Origin of the sequence: Xenorhabdus bakwenae (genome assembly GCF_030272115.1) — a bacterium.
GTDB lineage: Bacteria > Pseudomonadota > Gammaproteobacteria > Enterobacterales > Enterobacteriaceae > Xenorhabdus > Xenorhabdus bakwenae.
Window position 1 is genome coordinate 2,839,092 of sequence record NZ_CP119194.1, and the last position, 23,322, is coordinate 2,862,413.

The 23,322-nt window shown below is 45.0% G+C and carries 15 protein-coding genes and 5 pseudogenes; 12 read left to right on the forward strand and 8 right to left on the reverse strand.

All coding sequences use genetic code 11. The features are described from left to right. Positions 1 to 39 precede the first annotated feature (39 nt). On the reverse strand, positions 40 to 1,044 hold the full coding sequence (gene argC, locus PXH59_RS14325; RefSeq protein WP_285808880.1) for an N-acetyl-gamma-glutamyl-phosphate reductase: 1,005 nt from the start codon (positions 1,042 to 1,044) through the stop codon (positions 40 to 42). Positions 1,045 to 1,160: 116 nt separating this feature from the next. On the opposite strand from argC, the gene argE reads away from it, so the two are divergent. Then, positions 1,161 to 2,318: an acetylornithine deacetylase gene (gene argE, locus PXH59_RS14330; protein ID WP_285808882.1), complete on the forward strand. Its 1,158-nt coding sequence runs from the start codon at positions 1,161 to 1,163 to the stop codon at positions 2,316 to 2,318. A 214-nt stretch (positions 2,319 to 2,532) separates the two neighbouring features. Continuing rightward, positions 2,533 to 3,420, forward strand: coding sequence for a methylenetetrahydrofolate reductase (gene metF, locus PXH59_RS14335; RefSeq protein ID WP_047768602.1), 888 nt, complete (start codon positions 2,533 to 2,535; stop codon positions 3,418 to 3,420). A 57-nt stretch (positions 3,421 to 3,477) separates the two neighbouring features. Here the strand turns inward: metF and ppc are convergent. Both ppc and PXH59_RS14345 read right to left on the reverse strand, forming a co-directional pair. Continuing rightward, positions 3,478 to 6,113 (reverse strand): annotated as a pseudogene (gene ppc, locus PXH59_RS14340) (phosphoenolpyruvate carboxylase). Between the two features lie 287 nt (positions 6,114 to 6,400). After that, positions 6,401 to 6,625: pseudogene (locus PXH59_RS14345) on the reverse strand (IS110 family transposase); the annotation flags it as partial. A 39-nt stretch (positions 6,626 to 6,664) separates the two neighbouring features. Between PXH59_RS14345 and PXH59_RS14350 the strand changes: the two are divergent. From PXH59_RS14350 to PXH59_RS14360, 3 genes are all read left to right on the forward strand, one after another. Then, on the forward strand, positions 6,665 to 6,871 hold the full coding sequence (locus PXH59_RS14350) for a hypothetical protein (protein ID WP_285811859.1): 207 nt from the start codon (positions 6,665 to 6,667) through the stop codon (positions 6,869 to 6,871). Between the two features lie 258 nt (positions 6,872 to 7,129). Then, positions 7,130 to 8,707, forward strand: coding sequence for a DUF6973 domain-containing protein (locus PXH59_RS14355; RefSeq protein WP_285808884.1), 1,578 nt, complete (start codon positions 7,130 to 7,132; stop codon positions 8,705 to 8,707). 128 nt (positions 8,708 to 8,835) lie between these two features. Continuing rightward, the gene (locus PXH59_RS14360) at positions 8,836 to 9,267 is read left to right on the forward strand and encodes a hypothetical protein (protein WP_285808885.1); all 432 of its coding nucleotides are present in this window, start codon (positions 8,836 to 8,838) and stop codon (positions 9,265 to 9,267) included. 241 nt (positions 9,268 to 9,508) lie between these two features. Here PXH59_RS14360 and PXH59_RS14365 read toward each other — a convergent pair. From PXH59_RS14365 to metB, 4 genes and pseudogenes are all read right to left on the reverse strand, one after another. Further along, positions 9,509 to 10,677, reverse strand: a pseudogene (locus PXH59_RS14365) (IS3 family transposase). Between the two features lie 70 nt (positions 10,678 to 10,747). Continuing rightward, positions 10,748 to 10,894, reverse strand: a pseudogene (locus PXH59_RS14370) (IS5/IS1182 family transposase); the annotation flags it as partial. A 220-nt stretch (positions 10,895 to 11,114) separates the two neighbouring features. After that, the gene (locus PXH59_RS14375) at positions 11,115 to 13,550 is read right to left on the reverse strand and encodes a bifunctional aspartate kinase/homoserine dehydrogenase II (RefSeq protein ID WP_285808887.1); all 2,436 of its coding nucleotides are present in this window, start codon (positions 13,548 to 13,550) and stop codon (positions 11,115 to 11,117) included. Positions 13,551 to 13,559: 9 nt separating this feature from the next. Beyond that, positions 13,560 to 14,720, reverse strand: coding sequence for a cystathionine gamma-synthase (gene metB / locus PXH59_RS14380; RefSeq protein WP_285808888.1), 1,161 nt, complete (start codon positions 14,718 to 14,720; stop codon positions 13,560 to 13,562). Between the two features lie 292 nt (positions 14,721 to 15,012). Here metB and metJ point away from each other — a divergent pair, with 292 nt between their 5' ends. Then, positions 15,013 to 15,330 (forward strand): met regulon transcriptional regulator MetJ, encoded by a 318-nt coding sequence (metJ, locus tag PXH59_RS14385; protein WP_047768609.1) that lies wholly within the window; start codon positions 15,013 to 15,015, stop codon positions 15,328 to 15,330. Between the two features lie 83 nt (positions 15,331 to 15,413). On the opposite strand, the gene rpmE is transcribed toward metJ, so the two are convergent. Beyond that, entirely contained in the window at positions 15,414 to 15,629 is a 216-nt protein-coding gene (gene rpmE / locus PXH59_RS14390) for a 50S ribosomal protein L31 (RefSeq protein ID WP_047768612.1), read from the reverse strand. A 231-nt stretch (positions 15,630 to 15,860) separates the two neighbouring features. Here rpmE and priA point away from each other — a divergent pair. From priA to PXH59_RS14420, 6 genes and pseudogenes are all read left to right on the forward strand, one after another. Next, positions 15,861 to 18,060 (forward strand): annotated as a pseudogene (gene priA, locus PXH59_RS14395) (primosomal protein N'). Between the two features lie 220 nt (positions 18,061 to 18,280). Continuing rightward, the gene (gene cytR, locus PXH59_RS14400; protein ID WP_285808889.1) at positions 18,281 to 19,306 is read left to right on the forward strand and encodes a DNA-binding transcriptional regulator CytR; all 1,026 of its coding nucleotides are present in this window, start codon (positions 18,281 to 18,283) and stop codon (positions 19,304 to 19,306) included. 72 nt (positions 19,307 to 19,378) lie between these two features. Beyond that, positions 19,379 to 20,206, forward strand: a complete 828-nt coding sequence (gene ftsN / locus PXH59_RS14405; protein WP_285808890.1) for a cell division protein FtsN — start codon at positions 19,379 to 19,381, stop codon at positions 20,204 to 20,206. A 137-nt stretch (positions 20,207 to 20,343) separates the two neighbouring features. Beyond that, positions 20,344 to 20,874: an ATP-dependent protease subunit HslV gene (gene hslV / locus PXH59_RS14410; RefSeq protein WP_047768620.1), complete on the forward strand. Its 531-nt coding sequence runs from the start codon at positions 20,344 to 20,346 to the stop codon at positions 20,872 to 20,874. 11 nt (positions 20,875 to 20,885) lie between these two features. Beyond that, positions 20,886 to 22,217, forward strand: coding sequence for an ATP-dependent protease ATPase subunit HslU (hslU, locus tag PXH59_RS14415; RefSeq protein ID WP_047768621.1), 1,332 nt, complete (start codon positions 20,886 to 20,888; stop codon positions 22,215 to 22,217). Between the two features lie 136 nt (positions 22,218 to 22,353). Further along, entirely contained in the window at positions 22,354 to 23,280 is a 927-nt protein-coding gene (locus tag PXH59_RS14420; RefSeq protein WP_285808891.1) for a 1,4-dihydroxy-2-naphthoate polyprenyltransferase, read from the forward strand. The last annotated feature ends 42 nt before the right edge of the window (positions 23,281 to 23,322 follow it).

Below are 23,322 nucleotides of genomic sequence, written 5' to 3' on the forward strand. Positions count from 1 at the left end.
ATTTATCCTCTGTCGGTATTCATCTCTGTAGGTTAGAAATTAAAGTAGTGCCTGAGTTTCTTCATACCCAAAACGAATATTCATGCACTGTACTGCTTGTGCCGCTGCCCCTTTCAACAAATTATCCTCAGCCCCTACGATGATCAGGTGTTGCCCCTGAACAGCAAAACCAATATCGCAGAATGGCAAACCAACAACAGCTTTCAACGCGGGAACGCCTTTGCTATATAACCGCACCAACGGCTTATCATGATAGGCCTGTTGATAAGCTTCCCTGATTTGTGCTTCTGTCACACCAGATTTCAATTTACAGGTAATTGTGGCAAGAATACCGCGTGAGAAATTGCCCAAATGGGGGGTGAAAATCACCTCTGTACCTAAATGGGCGGTGATTTCAGGTTGATGACGATGGTTAAAAATCCCATACGGTTGCAAACTCACTTCACAGAAACTATTGGTGATCGATGCTTTCCGGCCAGCACCACTGACACCACTGATCGCATTGATAACAGGCCAATGTTCTGTATCTAATAAATTTTGTTCAAGCAACGGTTTCAAGGAAAGTTGGGAAACAGTAGGGTAACAACCGGGAACAGCAATCAATTGCGCTTGCCTGATTTTTTCTGCTTGCCATTCGGCTAATCCATATACCGCTTGCTCCAACCACAGCGTATTTTTATGTTCAAACCCGTAGTATTTTTTATAGAACTGTGTATTTTGTACACGATAGGCTCCCGATAAATCAAACACGATACAACCTGCTGCCAGAAATATCGGGGCAATATCATGGCTGACTTCATGGGCTGTGGCGAGAAAGACCACATCAATCCCTTTTGCCGCTTCACTCACATCAGTCAGCGGCTGTAAGGACAAATCCACAATACCCTGATATTGTGGATGAAGTTCTGAAAAACATTTCCCTGCATCTAAACTTTGAGAAGAAACCATCAAGCCGGAGAGATGGACATAGGGATGACGTTGCAGATATGCTGCTAACTCAGCTCCGGTATAACCACTGGCACCAACTATCAGCGTATTCAACATGGGATTTATTCACCTTATAGTATTAACCCAATAATATTAATTCAATGACTTTACTGAATTTATATGCAATAAATCTGCATTAATATTGATACTATTATGAGTAAGGGCTGTCAACAGTGAATCTTAAATTACCGTCTTTTATTAAATTATATCATCAGCTCATTGCGGCACCTTCTATCAGTGCAACTGATGCTGAACTCGATCAAAGCAATGAAGTTGTTATCAATCTGCTGGCGGAATGGCTAAAAGAGATCGGGTTTGCCATTGAAATTCAAGGCGTTCCTGAAACACGAGGTAAATTCAATCTACTGGCTACATTGGGCAGGGGTTCGGGAGGGTTACTACTGTGTGGTCATACGGATACCGTTCCTTTTGATGCGGGCCGCTGGACACAAGATCCCTTCACACTGACCGAACGCGATGGCAAATTATATGGACTTGGGACGGCTGACATGAAAGGCTTTTTTGCCTTTATCGTTGATGCTCTGCGGGATATCGATGTCAGTAAACTCTCTCATCCCCTTTATATTCTGGCCACCGCTGACGAAGAAACATCGATGGCAGGTGCACGTTACTTTGCTGCCAGTGCCCATATTCGGCCTGATTTTGCCATCATTGGCGAACCCACATCATTACAGCCAATCCGCGCCCATAAAGGGCATATAGCCCAGGCTATCCGCATTGAAGGAAAATCAGGACATTCCAGTGATCCAGCACGAGGTGTCAATGCCATTGATCTGATGCACGAATCCATTACCCAGCTCATAAAACTACGCCACACCTTACAAGAACGCTATCACAATCCGGCATTCGTCATCCCTTACCCAACCATGAATTTCGGCCATATTCATGGCGGTGATGCTGCAAATCGTATTTGTGCCTGCTGCGAGCTGCATATGGATATCCGCCCGCTTCCCGGATTGACTTTGCAGGATTTAAACGGATTGCTGAATGAGGCACTGGAACCCGTAAAACAACGCTGGCCCGGTCGCCTGAACGTAACGGAACTCCATCCCCCGATTCCGGGTTATGAATGCCCAACAGACCATAAATTGGTGGGTGTAATTGAAAAACTGCTGGGAACCAAAGCAGATACCGTCAATTACTGTACGGAAGCGCCTTTTATTCAGGCATTATGCCCAACATTGGTTTTAGGACCGGGATCAATTGAACAAGCGCACCAGCCTGATGAATTTTTAGATATGGCATTTATTGAGCCAACAAGAACGCTACTTTCACAACTTGTGACGCATTTTTGCTTGAATGCGGGTTGATTTTCACTGCCTATCACCCCGATGAGTACATCGGGGTTTCATACCACCTCCCCAACATGAATTTCTTTCCTGATCGCTTTGAATATTCCTCACTGGAAATAAGCTATTTCCCGATTGACTAAAAATCCCGCTTCGCCCATTCTATTTAGACATCTAAACGGATAGACATTTAAACACTTAAACATCTAAAAATAGATTCATGAGGGCACAGGGTATGAGTTTTTTTCACGCGAATCAGCGAGAAGCGCTGAACCAGAATCTGGCTGAACTTGAAGGGCAAATTCGTGTTTCCTTTGAATTCTTTCCACCCAGAACGGCTGAGATGGAACAAACTCTGTGGAAATCCATTGATCGCTTGAGCAAGCTGAAACCTAAATTTGTTTCTGTCACCTATGGTGCTAACTCTGGCGAACGTGATCGCACTCATAGCATTATCAAGGGGATTAAAGAAAAAACCGGCCTTGATGCCGCCCCACACCTGACTTGTATTGATGCCAACCGTGAAGAGCTACGCGACATTGCCCATGATTATTGGCAAAACGGCATTCGTCATATTGTGGCATTACGTGGTGATTTACCGACTCACGGTTGCAAGCCCGAAATGTATGGTGCTGATTTAGTAGAGCTTTTAAAAAAAGAAGCGGATTTTGATATCTCCGTTGCCGCTTATCCAGAAGTGCATCCAGAAGCGAAAAGTGCACAGGCAGACTTGATCAATTTAAAACGTAAAATTGATGCCGGCGCTAATCGTGCCATTACCCAATTCTTTTTTGATGTGGAAAGCTACCTGCGTTTTCGTGATCGTTGCGTCGCAACAGGGATTGACGTGGAAATTGTACCAGGGATCTTACCAGTCTCGAACTTCCGTCAGTTACAACGATTTGCCACGCTGACCAATGTCCGTATTCCCAGCTGGATGACCAGAATGTTTGACGGGTTAGATGATGATCCGGAAAGTCGCAACTTAGTCGGCGCCTCGATTGCGATGGATATGGTGAAAATTCTCAGTCGTGAAGGTGTGAAAGATTTTCATTTTTATACCCTGAATCGGGCAGAATTGAGTTATGCCATCTGCCATACATTGGGAGTACGTCCTTGTTAAAACCCAAAAAGCCGAACAGTTTCCCTATTCGGCTTCTATGATTAAAAAATATGTAAACTATCCTGTATTACGCATGCCTGCCGCAACGCCGGCAATCGTCACCATCAGCGCCTGTTCAAGATGCGGATCAGGATTTTCCTGCTGACGAGAGCGCTGTAATAATTCGGCCTGGAGTACGTTCAACGGATCGGTATACACGTTACGCAAAGCAATAGATTCGGCGATCCACGGCAAATCCGCCATCAATTGCTCATCCTGTGCAATGGTCAATACCGTTTCGATATCCTCTGCAAGTTGGTTACGCAATTTTACCCCTAATGACCACAGTTTCGGTTCGACCAAACGCTGATCGTAATATTCCGCTAACCACAAATCTGCTTTGGCAAATACCATCTCCAACATGGCAATACGCGTATTGAAAAATGGCCAGGCGCGACACATCTCCGTTAAAACGGACAAATTACCAGCATCGATCACCCGTTGCAGCGCTGCACCCGCGCCTAACCATGCCGGCAACATCAAGCGGTTTTGCGTCCAGGCAAATATCCACGGGATCGCTCGCAAACTTTCAACGCCTCCTGTCGGGCGTCGTTTAGCCGGCCGCGAACCCAAAGGCAGTTTTGCCAACTCTTGTTCCGGTGTTGCTGCCCGGAAATAAGGCACAAATTCCGGTTGCTCACGGACATAATCACGATACATGTCACAGGAAACATCGGAGAGCGTATCCATAATCTGCTGCCATTCCGGTTTCGGCTCTGGTGGCGGCAATAAGTTGGCTTCTAGAATTGCACTGGCATATAAGGCCAGACTGCTGATCGTTACCTGCGGCAAACCAAACTTAAAGCGGATCATTTCTCCCTGCTCGGTGACACGCAATCCCCCTTTCAGACTGCCCGGTGGCTGAGAGAGCAAAGCTGAATGTGCTGGCGCACCACCACGACCAATCGTGCCGCCGCGTCCGTGGAACAAGGTTAATGTTACACCTTCTTGTTCACACAATTTGATCAACGCATCCTGTGCCCGGTATTGTGCCCAAGATGCCGCCATCACCCCTGCATCTTTGGCTGAATCGGAGTAACCGATCATCACCATCTGCTTATCCTGAATCAGATCGCGATACCACTTAACGCCCAATAGTTGCCGGATAACACCTTCTGCATTGTTCAGGTCATCAAGGGTTTCGAACAAGGGCGCGACAGGCAGTGACAATGGGCATCCCGCTTCTTTCAACAACAATTTTACCGCCAAGACATCAGAAGGGACTTTCGCCATAGAAATAACATAAGCCGCAATCGAATCTTGGGGTGATTCAGCAATCACCTTGCAGGTAGCGAAAACTTCTTGCGTTTCTGCGCTTGGCTGCCAATCACGCGGGGTCAGAGGGCGTTTTGATTGCAACTCGCGTAACAGGAACGCCTGTTTTTCGGTTTCAGGCCAGCTCGCATAATCACCCATTGCCAGATATTGCGTCAGTTCAGCAATCGCATCGGTATGGCGGGTACTTTCCTGGCGGATATCAATACGCACCAAAGACAGACCAAAGCAACGGATGCGACGCAAGGTATCCAGCAATTGCCCGTTGGCGATAATTTCCATACCGCAATCCTTCAGGGATTGATAGCAGGCATATAGCGGTTGCCATAACTGTTCGTTATGCAGGAGTAGATCCGCAGGTGGCAGAACTTGCTCGCCTTTCAGGCGTTTTTCCAGATAAGCCAGTGTGTTATTTAATTGCGTGCGCAATTGTTTGGCAATTTCACGGTAAGGCTCTAAAACCTGCTCACCTCCCGCCATTTGACGCAGTTCAGGTGTACATTCCGACATGGAGAGTTCAGAGACTAAAACCTGAATATCTTTCAGGAACAGATCGGCGGCTTTCCAACGGCTCAACAGTAAAACATGACGGGTAATTTCAGCGGTAACGTTAGGATTACCATCGCGATCCCCCCCATCCAGGAGGTGAAACGTATTGGCACGGCTTCCACTGGCAAGCTATGACCAATGGATCCTTCCAGTTGTTCATTGAATTCACGCAGGAAGGCCGGCACACCTTCCCATAAGCTGTTTTCAACCACAGCAAAGCCCCATTTTGCTTCATCAATTGGGGTGGGACGGTTCTTACGGATCTCATCAGTATGCCATGATTGGGCAATCAGCTGCCGCAATCGGCGCATGATGTTATTGCGTTCATAATCGGCCAAATCGTCATGATCAAGCTGTGCCAGACAGCCATTAACTTCAACCAACTTATGAATCAGAGTACGGCGGGCAATTTCTGTCGGATGAGCGGTCAGAACTAATTCAATTGCCAGTTCATTGACTGCCTTAATCAAATCGTCATTGCTGAATTGTTTGTCTTTGAGCCGGTTGAACAGCGCGGCCAGCGCGACCGGATTACTTGCTGCTTCGCCGTGTGGAGAAATACTGTGATATTGTTCGGCAACGTTAGTCAGATTTAAAAACTGGTTAAACGCACGGGCAACAGGCAATAATTCATCATTGGATAAATTTTCCAGCGTTGATAAAAGCTGCTGACGGTGAGCCTCATTACCTGCACGGGATGATTTAGATAACTTCCTGATCGTTTCAACTTTATCAAGAATATCTTCTCCTAAAGCTTCCTTAATTGTATCGCCCAGCAACTTACCGAGCATACTGACATTACTTCGCATTGCGGAATATTGTTGATTCATGTGGTTCCTGGCCTTGTGTTGCTGTATGTCACCTATTTCACCAATAAACTGGCTTAATCGGCATTTACCCTATTTTCTGTCCAAATATTTCATGTTTTTGCTATAGAGAGTGTTGTTCTGTTTATCTCTAGCATTCTATTCATATCAGAAAACAAACAATTTGGGCGAATTTTATGAAATTAAAAAAAGGAAAAGGCATTTGAGGAGATCGTAATCAAATATCGGCAGGAATAATCTGTCATGTCCCTGCCAAAGCCTGATCAATATACCAATCCAACTTCAACATGTAGTGGCATGATAAATCCCATCGCCTGAAGGGTTCTGCCCCAATAGTGAGAAGTTGCACAGGCCTCCATAGCAATGAGGGTTCCTGGCGAAAAAGTGCGCACAGTATCAAGCAATTTTTGCCGTGAAATTTTTCGGTTCGAGACGACAGAACCGTCCTCCATCCAGACACAGACTTGAAAAACGTTTTTGGCGAGGTCAATGCCAATGACTTTAATCGTATTCATGAGATGTTCTCCCGAAATTCAGTGCATCGGAAAAAAAAGGTGGCACTATTTGCTGCTGAAAAAGGGGACGTCCATCACATCACATCACATCACTACACTAAGACACTGGATGAGGTACTCACTAAACCGCCAAAATCCGGTATTAAATGGGATGATGTGGTGAGTTTAATCAAAAAGCTCGACGGAAAAATCAAAAATGGCAGCGGCTCCCGGAGAAAGTTTGTTTTGATGGGGTCGGTTTTGTAACACCAACCTTACACCGCTCATAAGTTAAAATTTAAAAAATAAAATTATAATATTATTAATGACGAATGAGATTAATTTACTATCTTGTTTTTTATTAAAGAGGTTTTTAAATTAATAAATTTTCAAACTTATAAAATAGGATTTATTTTTATAATTGTCATTTGTTGATTTTGAAATTAGAGTTGATGTAAATTTTTATTTCCCTTTAAATTAAGGGGTTTATTTTATCTTAAAAATAAATAAGTTAAGGATATAGATATGTCATATAATTTAATTGCATATTATGAAAATGGTATTCCATATACTGCGGATGGAAAAAGAATTCTTAAAATCATCCCAGCGAGAATCACGGGGAGAGACGTTTTAAACAGATTGAAGTCTAGTTTTATGCCAGATACGCCTAACATTTTTCCTGGTATTGGGTATGGTTCATACGAGAAGCCAAGTAAAACTCTGACGGATGGTGCCCTTTATGCACCCGGAGGAGGAATTAGCGCCTATGATATGACTAAGGCATGGGAAGCTAATGGCGTTAGTGGAAAGAATGAAATATGCCCAGTCTGTTCAAGAAAACAGTGTCCTTTTATAGAAAGCGAAATGAAGAAGGCACTAAGACTAATGGATCAATATCGTAATAAACCTAATGGTGAGACTTTGGCACTAATGAGGTGTGATTACCATTTTCAGCGACCATTATTAAGTATTAAAAACATGTTTAACTCTACAGCGCCTGTTGTGATGAGTCATTTATCAATGCTTGAAGATAAACGTTTTTATTCAACTTCGGATAATTTAAGAGGGCTTTTTGAAGATCGATGTTTACTAGATACTCGAATAGGTTCATTTAAGAGCTTATCATCTAATACTCAAACCACATTACAAATATTTGCTTATGGAAATGAATCCAGAGAATCAAAATATAATAACTTTTATCATCATATGGGGAGTGTGGAAGGTGCAGGAAGGGGGACTCAATTTGGTAAAAGGGATTTGGATTCAGCCATTAAAGAATTATATAAAAATATGACTCCAACATTGAAAAATATTTTCGTGTTAGATGAACTTGTTAAGGAATTCGATAAATTTGGTCAAATGAGCACATATGTAAAAAATATTGGTAATTTAGCTGCTGATTTTCTTAAAAGTGAAAATAGCAATGGTGATAATAAAGATATTATTAAAAACCAATATGATTTCTTCTCAGGAGAGAAAACTAATTGGCAACGAGACCTACAGCAATACATGTTTGCCGTAGGTAATCTAGACAAGGTCTTCACTATCGGGGGAATTTCCCCAGGAAGTACGAATATTTCAACTAGCGCCCTGCGTTTTTCAACTCAGGGAAATAGAGATACAAACCCTCACGGAGTATTTCAAGAAAATAATCGTAGGGAAGGTAGCCAGGTTAATGCCTTTCGACATACACTCTGGCAATCTGCAATTACCGCTAAATACGGTGATGAAATCGCTTCTCGTGTGGCTGATGCGCATGAACGATATGACACATTAGATTTGAATGTTCGTCATTTCCCGACGTCCGAAAAGGCGGATGAAACGATTGATATGCTGAATAACCGAACAGGTCGTCAAATTGGCATGGCAAACGCCAATACGCCAATGAAAGCGCAGGCTAAAGCAGTATTAAACCACTTTCATAAAGAAGGTCTCTACGTTGCCAAAGAGAATGCCTCTGGATTTTCAGTAGTGAAAGAGAAAATTTCAGATGAACAGTTTTCTTATATGAAGAGTCAATTTGATAGAGGTGATAATGAAGGTTTTTCACCCGAACAGTTAGCAGCTGGGAAGAGAAAAGAGCCCTTTGTCGATTATCAATGATAACGACTTAAAAATAATGTAAATTTAAGCTCGGCTTTTTCGGTTGTCATGGGTATGCAATTAAACGCTATACTACCGCCGACAAAAAGCCGACTTTTTTATATGAATGGGAAATGTAGAGAGAGGCGATGATGATAGTTTTTAACCCAGACAATTATTTGCTAGGGCGAAAAAGTCAATTAGTTACTTTGTTTATTATTTTTTTCTCTGTATTTTATTTATCCAGTTGCAGGGAGGTGAATATAGTTGAAGGTATATATAATTATACTGATAAATATTGTCATGTTAATGATGAATGTATTGTCAATATGAAAAGCATAACGCCATTTAAGTGGGATTACATGTATGTAATAGATAACGGATTTGAACGTAAAACTGTTGAAAATTTTATCAACTTAAAAATTAATGAGGATTTGGATATATTTTCAAAAATCATATTTGTTAAAGGAAATAAACTGGTTCATCTTGAGCATTATATTTATATTTCTGATTCAGAAAAAACATTATTATTAAATTTTGATATGGAAGAAAAGAAAAAAAATATATTAAACATTATGTAATATCAAAAAATAATGCAAATATTTTAATTAAAAAGGAAGTGATATCTAATAATAGAAATTATTATTGGTTTTCATATTCGAATGAAAATCAAGTGGTAAGAATGGATTAAATAACTCAAATATAGCTTAAGCTATCAGGTCATGTATTCAATCCGTTGATTATGTGTCATTTTCAGAAGACGACCGCACAGAATGTCAAAAATCGACTGCTCTCAATTGCCGAAGTGGGATATTGAAGTGGTCAATAAAAATTGGTCACTGACTTAGAGGCTTCCCAAAATAATCTTTCTGATTCATTGGGGGTTAATCCGTTGTTATACCAGTGAGGGCGAAGCTGACTGTAATAACCTGTTATATACTGGGTGATTGAATATCTGGCTGCCATAAAATTTGCATATCCCTCTAAAGGCACCCATTCGCTTTTCAAGCTCCTGAAAAACCGCTCCATTGGGCTGTTATCCCAACAGTTTCCCCGTCGGCTCAGGCTTTGTTTGATACCATATTGCTGTAATAATCGCCTAAATGCTTTGCTGGTATACTGGCATCCCTGATCGCTGTGAAACATCACACCTTGTGGCTTTCCTCTTGATTCAAATGCCATTGTTAAGGCTTTCTTCGTTAACTCAGCGTCGGGCGAAAATGACATCGCACAACTGACGGGTTTACGCGCAAATAAGTCGAGAACCACCGCTAAATACGCCCAACGTTGACCTGTCCAGATGTAAGTGATGTCACCACACCAAACCTGATTAGGTTCCGTAACAGCAAATTGGCGGTCAAGATGGTTTGGAATATCAACATGTTCCTGCTCCTTTCGTGAATACCGATGTTTGGGGTGTTGACGACTGACCAGCCCGAGTTCAGCCATGAGTTTTCCGGCCCGCCATCGGCCTAATGGGATCCCCTCACGGGTAACTATCGAGGCAATCGTTCGTGCTCCGGCAGAACCGTGACTTTTGTTAAAGGCTTCACGAACCCGGCTTTTTAGCGTTACGCGAGCAGAGTCTGGCCGCTTGATTCGCTTGTGCCAGGCCTGATAACTACTGCGATGAACCCCGAACAGTTGGCAAAGAGAAGCCACCGGATAATGCACTCTGAATTGCTCGATTAACGAGAACTGTTCATGTAGTCCGACATCAAGAGTGCTGAGGCTTTTTTTAATACATCGTTTTCCATTTCAAGGCGTTGCAGTTTCTTCTTCAGTTCGCGTATTTCAATTTGCTCCGGCGTGATGGGTGAGGCTTTGGGTGATTGGCCTTGTCGCTCCTGTTTTAACTGGCGAACTCAAGATTCCATTGCCGATTTACTCACATTCATCGCCTTCGCCGCTTCTCTTATGCTGTAATGCTGGTCAAGGACTAGCTGGGCAGATTCCAGTTTAAATTCGGGGCTGAAACGTCTTTTCATCATGTCACCTATTTTGCGTGTTGAAGTGAGAATATCACCTCTATAACGGTGACCAAAATCATTAGACCACATCATCCCGCCACGGACATCCCGTTCTCATTCGATAAAGAATGCTTTCGAAAGTCAGATAGTGCGCTTCTTTGTGGTAAATACATCCACTTTGTTGCATCAATATAACTAGCTTATTCCATAAGGATTTTGATAACATTGTTCCTGGCATGATGAGCTGGGGTAATAGTTTTTTCGCGAAGACAATGATACCAGATCATCATGCTGTTCAAATCCCCCTCACAAAACGTCAACATCCCCTAATGTAATATTCAGTTAAACGAATAACACTAAAATCGAATACTAAACTGTTTAAGGATGAATGGTTGGTATTACTGAAGCCTCATTATGAGGCTTCAGGCTCCAATTCTCGCTTGTAGAAATATTGTGGACTACAGAAGTTGTGACAGACGATTTAAATCCGATTGGATTGCCCCCGCAGTAACATCTCGCCCCGCTCCTGGCCCACGGATCACTAACGGATTATCACGATACCAGCGGCTTTCTATCGCAAAGACATTATCTGCCGGCAGCAATGAAGCCAATGGATGATCGCTACGCACCGCTTCCACACCCACTTTCGCCTTACCACTGGCATCAAAACGTGCGACATACCGTAGTACCATGCCCATTTCCTGTGCCGCTAGCAATCGTTGCCGCATTTGCTCATTAATGGCAGCACTGTTTTCAAAGAACTCTTCGATAGAACCGTTCCGAGCCTCTTTCGGTACTAAAGACTCAACACGCACATGATTAGGCTCTATCTCATAACCCGCTTCGCGTGCCAGAATAACCAGCTTACGCATCACATCCTGACCAGAAAGGTCAATACGCGGATCAGGTTCTGTCAACCCTTGTTGCCAGGCTTGTTCTACTAAATCACTGAAAGGCACAGAACCATCAAACTGCAAGAACAGCCAGGATAATGTGCCAGAAAAAACGCCACTGATGGACAAAATGGTATCACCGCTCTCCCGCAGATCCCTGACAGAGTGGTTAATCGGCAGCCCTGCCCCCACTGTGGCGTTGTATAACCAATGACGCCCCGTTTTTGTAAAGGCATCTCGGATCATACGATATGTATTGCTGTCGGAAGAACCGGCAACTTTGTTGGCACTGATAACGTGAAATCCATAGCTGGCAAAGTAGATATACTCTTTAGCCAGTTCTTCACTTGCCGTGACATCCAGTACAACCAAATCATCATAAGGATGTGCCCGTATCCATAAAAACAGGGCATCTTCTTCATGTTCAGTTGCTTCATCATCAAAAAAGGCCAACGCACGACTGGCATCAATGCCCTGATAATTCAGCAAACTCCGGCGACTATCGACGATCCCCGCCAGGATAAATTCAAATCCACTGCGAGCAGAAATGTTCTTCTGTTCACGGGCAAACAGCTCCAGCCAACGAGAACCAATATTCCCTTTGCCAAACAGCACTAAACCGATACGTTTTTCTGCTCTGAACAGGCTTTGGTGCAATCCCTGAATCAAATGTGATGTCTGCTTCGAACGCAGTACAGCAACCAGACTAATGTCATCTTCTGCATGCCAGATAAATTCAACGGGCTGATCTTTTAATTGTTGATAAAAACGATGGCTATGCAGCGGATTCTTGCATACCCCCGCCCCCACTAATGCCACCAGCGCTAAACCTTCACGCAAAGAAAGTTTGCCGGGTAAGGGGGCATCCTGCAAAACATCAAGAGCGCTATTCACAATCTCAGAGGTATAACAGAGTTGGATCAGGTTGCAATCTGCGTGCAGCCCTGTTGCCAATGGCCGGATTTGGGCGCGTTTCAACAAAGAATCAATGTCTTTATAGACTTGCTTGAAATCGTGGGCTGGAGAAACATGCAATTCAATCAGGCAAACATCATCATGGCTGGTGACAATTTTTGCCCCTGTCCCGGTTGCCAGCACCCGTTCAATCTGGGTGGAACCCTGTTCAGGTTGGTAACTGCAACGCAATTGCAGATCAATATCGCTGAGAGAAACTGGCTGCAATGTACGGGTATGGAGAACGGGTGCGGCTAAACGTGCCAGTTCACTGGCTTCATCCAAACGCAGCAACGGCAACAGGCAGGCATCGTTGACTTTACGCGGATCGGCACTGTAAACCCCCGCCACATCACTCCAAATTGTGACTTTTTTGGCTCCCGCCAAAGCCCCAACTTGGGTAGCAGAATAGTCGCTGCCATTGCGTCCCAACAATACCGTCTCCCCCTTCTGATTACTGGAAATAAAACCGGTAACCACTAAACGCTTATTGGCGTTTTGGATCAGTAATTGGCTCAGTAGCGGTTGAGATAAACTGACGTCAACTTGCGGTTGAGCAATGCGCTCTGCCCGCAGGAACTGACGCGCATCCAGCCATGCACTGGGGATACCCTGATTTTCCAGCACCGCCGCCATTAAACGGGCAGACCAGATTTCCCCATGACCGACAACTTCGGCATATGTGATATCGGTGACGGGTTTATCCAACAATACGCTCAATCTTTCCAGATCAGCGATAAAGGCTGCGTTCAGTTCTTCTGCAACGGTTTCGGGCAACAAGCCACGGATCAATTCTTGCTGGTAACGCCGCAAAGACTGCTGTATTTGATGGGCTGATATCCGGTCATTCTGACTCAATTTAAGCCAATCAATCAACTGGTTGGTCGTACTCCCCGCAGCCGATACCACCATCAAATCACCCGGCTGGCTGTAGTTCGCCATAATTTCAGCCACCCGCTGATAGCATTTCACATCAGCCAGGCTGCTGCCACCAAATTTATGTAACTGACGGCCAGATTCCGCCCCCGCTGTTGCCAGTATACTCATGATTAATGATTACCTCGTTACCGCTGCCTGAAAGGCATTGTCCAGATCAGCAATTAAATCCTGACTATCTTCAATTCCTACAGAGACACGAAGAAGCAAATCCGTAATCCCTGCCTGAGTCCTTGCTTCTGCCGACATTCCCGCGTGTGTCATGGTTGCAGTATGAGAAATCAACGATTCCACACCACCGAGAGATTCAGCCAAGGTAAATAATTTTAACGCAGATAAGAAACGACGCATGGCCTGTTCATCACCCTCCAGTTCGAAACTGAGCATCGCCCCAAAACCTTGCTGTTGCTTAACAGCAATTTCATGCCCCGGATGGTTCTTCAACGCAGGATAGAAGAGCCTTTTCACTTGGGGCTGCTGTTGCAAATAATCCACAATGGCAACAGCATTGTTTTGCTGGAGCAACACACGGGCAGATAATGTACGAATGCCACGCAGTAGCAGATAGCTATCAAACGCCGCAGCCGTCACACCAATATTGTTCGCCCACCATGCCAACTCTTCCGCGATGGATGGCTCCTTAGCGATAATGGCGCCTGCGATCAGATCAGAGTGTCCATTCAAATATTTCGTGCAGGAATGCACCACTAAATCTGCCCCCAAATCCAACGGCTTTTGCAGTACAGGACTTAAGAACGTGTTATCGACGACAGCCAATGCCCCAATTTCATGAGCCAATCCACAAATGTATTGAATATCTACGATCCGCAACAAAGGATTACTCGGCGTTTCAATGAGCACCAGTTTGGGCTTTTGGGCCAACGCCTGTTTCAACGCCTGTTCATCTGACTGATCAACAAAAATCACATTGTATGCACCACGTTTGCTCAGACTGTCAAACAACCGGTAACTCCCGCCATAACAATCATGGGGCGCCACCAATAAATCTCCCGGCTTCAGGAATACGGTACAGAGCAGATGAATCGCTGACATGCCACTGCTGGTCATGACTGCGCCCGCTCCGCCTTCCAGCTCGGCCAAAACCTGTTGGACAACATCACGGCCAGGGTTGCCACGGCGTGAGTAATCATGCTCTCTGGGTTCATTGAAACCGGTAAAGTTGTATGTACTGGAAAGATAGATAGGCGGAACAACACAACCATATTGTTCATCAACATTTAAACCACTGTGAACCGCAATTGTCGCTTGCTTACATCCCATAACCTTTCCCCATCGTCGTTATTATTAGCGTCCCGCAAGAATAACGACTGAAAAGATGGACGTCAATACATCTAGACATCCAAATTATTTTGCGGTTTAATACCACAATTCTATGGCTGTCATTACACTTTATATGTCTTCTGGTTATATTTTATAAATTAGTGCAGGTGGGGCGATATAGTCGACAGGCTAATTATGTTAGACTACTGAATTATCGACATGAAAACAGATCAGGAATTCCTTCCAATTTCTGATCTCAATTACTTGATTCAAAAATTATTTAAGGTATCTCATGGCTGAGTGGAATGGTGAGTATGTCAGCCCTTATGCTGAACATGGCAAAAAAAGTGAACAGGTCAAAAAAATTACAGTTTCAATCCCGCTAAAGGTATTGAAAATCCTGACTGATGAGCGCACCCGCCGTCAGGTAAACAATTTGCGTCATGCAACAAACAGTGAATTGCTGTGTGAAGCTTTTCTCCATGCGTTCACCGGACAGCCTCTGCCTGACGATAACGATCTACGCAAAGAACGCCATGATGAAATCCCAGAAGCAGCGAAGGTCATGATGCGTGAGAAAGGCATTGATCCTGATACATGGGAATATTGATAACAAAAAAAACGCCCGATGCAAAACATCGGGCATTTTTTTGTTCTGACCCGCCTGTACTGATGACAGGCAGGAGAAAATCATTACTTCTTAGCACCTGGAACGCTGAAACGTTTGTTAAAGCGATCAACACGACCACCAGTTGCAACATCACGCTGCTTACCAGTGTAGAACGGGTGACATGCACCACAGACGTCCAGGTTCAGATCGTGAGCTACAGTAGAGTTGATTTTGATGACATTACCGCAAGAGCAATTTGCAGTAATTGCTTCGTATTTAGGATGGATACCTTGTTTCATGGGAAACCTCTGTTCAGGCCGTGTCGCTATCCAGCCTTGTTTTGCTGCCAGACACCACACGTCGTGTTGATAAAAAATATGTATCGGTAATTTCTATACCAAAGGCGGCGGATCATACAGAATATCTGTTTATTGCGCAATGAAATCTGCCGATTTGCTATGATACCCTGATCGCCATATGTTCTTTTATACGTTCTTTCATCTGGTCATTAATTATCTGGAAATCACCTTATGACAGTTGTCCAGGTTGCATTGCCTGTTCCCCTAACCCGCTCGTTTGATTATCTATTACCTACAGGGTTACCTTTACCCGCTATTGGTGTTCGAGTGCGCGTGCCTTTTGGTAAGCGTAATGCGATAGGTATCGTCACGGGTATCGCAGACAGCAGCGAATTTCCTTCTGAGCAGCTCAAGTCTATTGCCACCATTCTTGATATCTCCCCCCTTTTTCCTAACAATCTCTGGCAATTGCTTCAGTGGGCCGTCAGCTATTATCACTATCCGCTGGGCGAAGTGTTGTTCCATGCCTTACCTGTCTTGCTACGGCAGGGAAAACCGGCAGAATTTTCCCCACTCTGGCAATGGCAAGTCACCGAAGCCGGCCGTGAACTTCCACTTGCTCAACTCAAGCGCTCCGCCAAACAGCAAAAGGCATTAGCTGTTTTGCGCCAACGCCCTGTTTATCGTCACCAAGTTTCTGAATTGGAGTTAAGTGAAAGCGCACTGCAATCATTGAAAAAGAAATCACTGATTGCCCTGCATCCCATCCAACCAGAAGCGGAAAATTGGTGTGAGGATTTTACAACCATTGGCGAACGGTTAAAGCTCAATACAGAACAAGCTACTGCGATAGGCGCCATCCGTGCAGAAGATCAAACCTTTTCTCCGTGGTTATTGGCGGGAATCACGGGTTCGGGTAAAACGGAAGTGTATCTCAGTGTACTGGAGAACATTCTTGCACAAGGCAAACAGGCTCTTATTTTAGTGCCGGAAATTGGCTTGACCCCACAGACTATCCGTCGGTTCCGGGAACGTTTCAACGCGCCTGTTGATGTTCTGCACTCCGCCTTGAATGACAGCGAACGGCTGACAGTTTGGCTGAGGGCGAAAAGAGGGGAAAATGCCATCGTTATCGGTACACGATCGGCTTTGTTTACTCCCTTTGCCCATCTGGGTGTCATTATTATCGATGAAGAACATGACAGCTCTTACAAACAGCAAGAAGGCTGGCGCTATCATGCCCGCGATCTGGCGGTATTCCGGGCGAAAAAAAGAGGGGATTCCGATCATTATGGGTTCTGCCACCCCCGCACTGGAAACACTGTATAATGTGCAACAGGGGAAATATCGCCAACTCACCTTAACTCAACGGGCAGGCCACGCCCAAGTAGCCACTCAGCATTTATTAGATCTGAAAGGATTGCCATTGACGGTTGGGTTATCCCAGCCGCTCATCAACCGCATGGGTGAACATCTCAAGGCGGATAATCAGGTCATCCTATTTCTGAACCGTCGTGGTTATTCCCCCGCCGTGCTCTGTCACGAATGCGGCTGGATAGCAGAATGCCAACGCTGTGATCACTATTACACCCTGCACCAAAATCATCGCCACCTGCGTTGCCATCACTGTGACAGCCAGCGCCCAATCCCACGCCAATGCCCGCAATGTGGCACCACTAACTTAATTCCCGTTGGTTTAGGCACTGAACAACTTGAAGATGGTATTACAACACTGTTCCCCAACACTCCCGTTACCCGTATCGACCGTGATACCACCAGCCGCAAAGGCGCACTGGAACAGCAACTGGCCGAAGTCCATCAAGGTGGCGCCCGTATCTTAATTGGTACGCAAATGCTGGCGAAAGGTCACCATTTCCCCGATGTTACACTGGTCGCCTTACTGGATGTCGATGGTGCCCTGTTTTCTGCTGATTTTCGAGCCGCCGAACGTTTTGCCCAACTCTATACCCAGGTTTCCGGTCGGGCAGGACGGGCAGGAAAGCGGGGAGAAGTCGTCCTGCAAACCCACCATCCTGAGCATCCACTTTTGCAAATATTGTTGGAGAAAGGCTACGATGCCTTTGCCCAGCAGGCAATGGAAGAGCGTCAGCAAGTTCACCTGCCACCGTTTGTGAGCCATATCCTGCTCCGCGCAGAAGATCACGACAATCAGCAAGCCCCCGCATTTTTGCAACACATGCGTCAATTGTTTGAACATCATGCACAGTCTGATAATCATTTATGGATCATGGGACCTGTACCCGCATTACAGGCCAAACGGAGCGGTCGTTATCGTTGGCAGTTGATGATTCAGCACCCTTCCCGCATTTTTCTCCAGAAAATGATGGCCGGGGTCTATCCCCAAATCACGACACTGCCACAAGCACGTAAAGTGAAATGGAACATTGATGTTGATCCCAGCGAAAGTTGATAATTATTTCTTTAATTTGCGAAGCACCTCTAAGAAATGATTCATATCACACTTTTTATGCAAACAAAGTAACAGATTGATCGGTTAATCAGCTTAAAATGAAATTATTAATATAATTGTAGAAAACAATGCGCCAGCACGCCCTTCTCAGGCAAGACTGGCGTTTTTTAACAGCCGGATAGCAATCGTTTCGCCGCCTGTGGAGAGCGAGGAGTGGACTATGGAAAAAAGGAAGTGCGCACTGGTAACCATGAAAGATGTTGCCAAAGTGGCTGGTGTTTCTACTGCAACGGTATCAAGAACATTAATGAATCCTGACAAGGTTTCTGTCCGTACACGCCAGAAAGTCGAGAATGCGGTGTTGGAAGTGGGTTATTATCCCCACAAACTGGTCAAAAATTTACGGCGTAATGTATCCAGAACCATCCTGGTTATTGTGCCTAATATCAGTGATCCTTTCTTTACTGAGGTTATTCGGGGCATTGAAGAAACCGCCACTGAACAGGGTTATCTGGTTCTGATTGGTGATTGCAAACATCAACAGCAACAAGAACATGCGTTTATCAATCTTCTGATCACCAAACGCATTGATGGTATGGTGCTATTGGGTTCCAACATTCCTTTCGATGTTTCCAAAGAAGAACAGAAAAACCTGCCTCCTATGGTTATGGCCAATGAATTCACGCCAGAACTGGAACTACCCACTGTCCATATTGACAACCTGACAGCCGCCTTCAATGCCACTCATCATTTGCAAAAACTGGGGCACAAACGCATTGCCTGCATTACCGGGCCGGAAACCATGCCATTGTGCCACTACCGTTTACAAGGTTACATCCAGGCATTGCGGCGCACAGGAGAAAAAATTCGCGAAGAATATATTATCCGTGGTGATTTCACTCATGAAAACGGAGCAACATTGGCAGAAACCTTGCTTAACCTGCCAGAGCCTCCAAGCGCTATTTTTTGCCATAGTGATGTCATGGCACTGGGCGCAATGTGGCAAGCTAAAAAAATGGGATTAAAATTACCAGAAGATCTCTCTGTTGTCGGTTTCGATAATTTAAATCTGGCTCAATACTGCGAACCCGCCCTAACCACGGTGGAACATCCCCGTTATGAGATTGGATATCATTCCACTCTGTTATTGCTGGAACAGCTTCAAGGCCGTTTGGTTTTTAAAGGTTCAAAATTATTGGAGGCAGAATTGATCATTCGTGCGAGTACTTGTTCGCCTAAAAGCTAGGCAAATAACGACAGCTTAAGTAACATTAGTTACCTATCCTTTAATTTTTTAAATAACTCAGTGAATTAAACAGTGGCACAACGAGATTATGTGAGTCGCGGGCGCAGCAATCCCCGTCAGAAAAGTACTGGTAAGAAAAAAAATCAGGCTCAAGGATTACCCAAAACTACATTAGCCGTTGCCGTGGCCTTAGTGGTCATGTTTATTGGTGGGCTTTATTTCATCGCACACAATAAACAGGAAGAAAATAAGCAGGAAGGAAGTGCACAAAATGCCTCACAGGCTCATCATCAAACCAAAGGGCACGGCCTGCCACCAAAACCAGAAGAGCGCTGGAGTTACATCAAAGAATTGGAAAATCGCCCTGTTAATGAATCGTCCATCCAGGAAGGCGATGCAACAGTAAATAAACCGCTAAACCAACCTCCTCAATTAACGTCTGAACAAAAACAGCTCCTCGAACAAATACAAGCAGATATGCGCCAACCGCCTATTTCATTGAAAGAGGTGCCTTATAACAGTGAACCTGTTCCACGTTCACGTGTGTTGATCACCCCTCCGGCGCAGCAGCATACTGAACAATATTCGCCAGAACAAAAGTCGGCTGCCGTGCCGGAAAAAAAGCCTTCAACGTCTTCGTCTTCCCAAACCAGTACACAGTCTGAGGTAAAAGAGGCGAAATTGATGCTACAATGCGGCTCTTTCCGCACAATGGAACAGGCAGAATCCGTCCGTGCCAGCCTTGCATTCGCCGGCATTGAGAGTCAGATTACCACGAAAGACAACTGGAACCGTGTTGTACTTGGCCCTTATAAAAATAAAGCCAGCGCTGAGAAAATGCGCGAACGGGTCGCAGGTGCTGGCGTACCTGGCTGTATTCTCCGCCCTACCGGGGGTTGAAAAAGTAGAAAGCCCCCCCATCTTAATCTCTAATAATATACACATGGTGATTTTATCAGCAGTGCGCAAGCAATTGTGGGATAACAAATTAATGCTCCGTGTGTACCCTTTTCTATTTTGTAACCAGGGGCTAACTCGTGACTACAATCGTAAGTGTCCGCCGGAATGGCAAAGTTGTCATCGGTGGTGATGGACAAGCAACAATGGGTCATACCGTTATGAAAGGCAATGTCCGCAAAGTACGCCGCCTTTACCATGACAAAGTCATCGCGGGTTTTGCCGGCGGTACTGCCGATGCTTTCACGCTGTTCGAGCTGTTTGAACGGAAACTCGAAATGCATCAAGGGCACCTGACCAAAGCAGCCGTTGAACTCGCCAAAGACTGGCGAACCGATCGCATGCTACGTAAGCTGGAAGCCCTGCTTGCTGTCGCAGATGAAAATGCTTCTCTGATCATTACAGGCAATGGTGATGTGATTCAGCCAGAGAATGACCTTATCGCCATTGGTTCCGGTGGATCATACGCACAGGCGGCTGCCCGCGCGATGCTGGAAACAACCGAACTCGGCGCCAGAGAAATCGCAGAACGCGCTTTAACTATCGCTGGCGATATCTGCATCTACACCAACCATAATCACAACTTCGAAGAACTGCCTTCGAAAGCGTAAGGATAGATAGTATGTCTGAAATGACTCCTCGCGAAATTGTCAGCGAATTAAATAATCATATTATCGGTCAGGATAAAGCAAAACGTGCCGTTGCTATTGCCCTGCGTAACCGCTGGCGTCGCATGCAGTTAGATGAATCACTGCGTTATGAAGTCACACCAAAAAATATTTTGATGATAGGCCCGACCGGTGTCGGTAAGACCGAGATTGCCCGTCGTCTGGCAAAACTGGCCAACGCCCCCTTTATCAAAGTTGAAGCAACTAAGTTCACTGAAGTGGGTTATGTCGGTAAAGAAGTCGACTCAATCATTCGAGATCTGACTGACGCGGCTGTCAAAATGGTGCGCCTGCAATCCATTGAGAAAAACCGCTATCGTGCAGAAGAATTGGCCGAAGAGCGCATTCTGGATGTCCTGCTGCCACCAGCCAAAAATAACTGGGGACAGACTGAAACTCAGGCTGAGCCGTCTTCAACCCGTCAGACCTTCCGCAAAAAATTACGTGAAGGCCAGTTAGACGATAAAGAAGTTGAAATCGAAGTTTCAGCCGCTCCGGTTGGTGTTGAAATCATGGCCCCGCCGGGTATGGAAGAGATGACGAATCAGTTACAATCCATGTTCCAAAATCTGGCAGGCCAGCGTCAAAAAAATCGTAAGATGAAAATCAAAGACGCATTCAAACTGCTGATCGAAGAAGAAGCCGCGAAACTGGTCAACCCTGAAGAATTGAAACAACAGGCCATTGATGCAGTTGAACAACATGGCATCGTTTTTATTGATGAGATCGATAAAATTTGTAAACGTGGTCAAACTTCTGGCCCGGATGTTTCCCGTGAAGGTGTTCAGCGCGATCTGCTGCCACTTGTCGAAGGTTGCACCGTTTCCACTAAACACGGCATGGTCAAAACGGATCACATCCTGTTTATCGCTTCCGGCGCATTTCAGGTTGCCAGCCCTTCTGATCTGATCCCAGAGCTTCAGGGCCGCTTACCAATCCGTGTTGAGTTGCAAGCTCTGACCACCGAAGACTTTGAGCGTATTCTGACTGAGCCTAATGCTTCGCTCACTGAACAGTACAAGGCCCTGATGGCAACGGAAGGCATGGGCATTGAATTCACGGCTGACGGTATCCGTAAAATTGCGGAAGCAGCATGGCAAGTCAATGAAACCACTGAAAACATCGGTGCCCGTCGTTTGCACACCGTGCTTGAACGTATGATGGAAGACATCTCTTTCAACGCCAGCGAACGTCAAGGACAATCCGTCGAAATCAATGCCGGTTACGTCAAAGAGCATCTGGATGAACTGGTTGCAGATGAAGATTTGAGTCGGTTTATTTTATAATCAGTCATATTATTGGTTTGATTAGCGCCAATAATTCGCCGGACTTATGCAAAATGGGAGGCTTTTAGCCTCCCATTTTGCGATTTTCGATGGTATAAAATTTATTACATCAATCATAATGACAAACAGTGACAATATGAGCTTAACAACGTCTATCAGTCAGATGCAGGCATGGCTGGAAAGTTTACGCCCTAAAACGCTCCCACTGGCCGTTGCTGCCGTCATAACGGGTTCAGCCCTTGCATCATGGACAGGACATTTCAAATGGCCTGTCGCGTTACTGGCTTTATTAACTGCGGCCCTGCTGCAAATTCTTTCTAACCTCGCCAACGATTATGGTGACGTCACCAAAGGCAGTGACACAAAAAATCGCATTGGTCCAAGTCGCGGTATGCAAAAAGGCCTGATTACCGCAAAGCAGATGAAAAGTGCATTGAAGCTCACTGTACTACTCTCTTGTTTATCAGGAAGTTCCTTGATTGCTGTAGCTTGCAATAACCCAAACGACATTATCGGATTCTTGATCCTGGGATTACTGGCAATTGTCGCTGCTATCACTTATACAGTGGGTACGCGTCCTTATGGTTATCTGGGGCTGGGAGACATTTCTGTCCTGATTTTTTTTGGTTACTTGAGCGTTCTTGGCACTTACTATCTGCAATCCGGTACTTTTTCCATAAGCACCGTTTTGCCCGCAACGGCCAGTGGCTTACTTTCCGTGGCCGTCTTGAACATTAATAACCTACGCGATATCGAAAATGACCGCCAAAACGGCAAAAATACGCTGGCTGTCCGGTTAGGCGGAAAAAAGGCTCGCTATTACCATGCAGCCGTTCTGCTAACTGCCATGCTCTGCCTTATCACCTTCACGCTTCTATACCTGAATAATTGGTTTAATTGGTTTAATTGGTTATTCCTGCTCGCTTTTCCTCTGCTGTTAAAACATATGATACAAGTGCTGCGTGATCCAACCGCTGAAGGTATGCGTCCCAGATTGGTACAAATGGTCAAAGCAGCATTATTGACCAATATTCTGTTTTCCATTGGATTGGTACTTAATTAAGCGGGTAAGCATCGATTTTACCCATAGGTTTCAAGATTGATG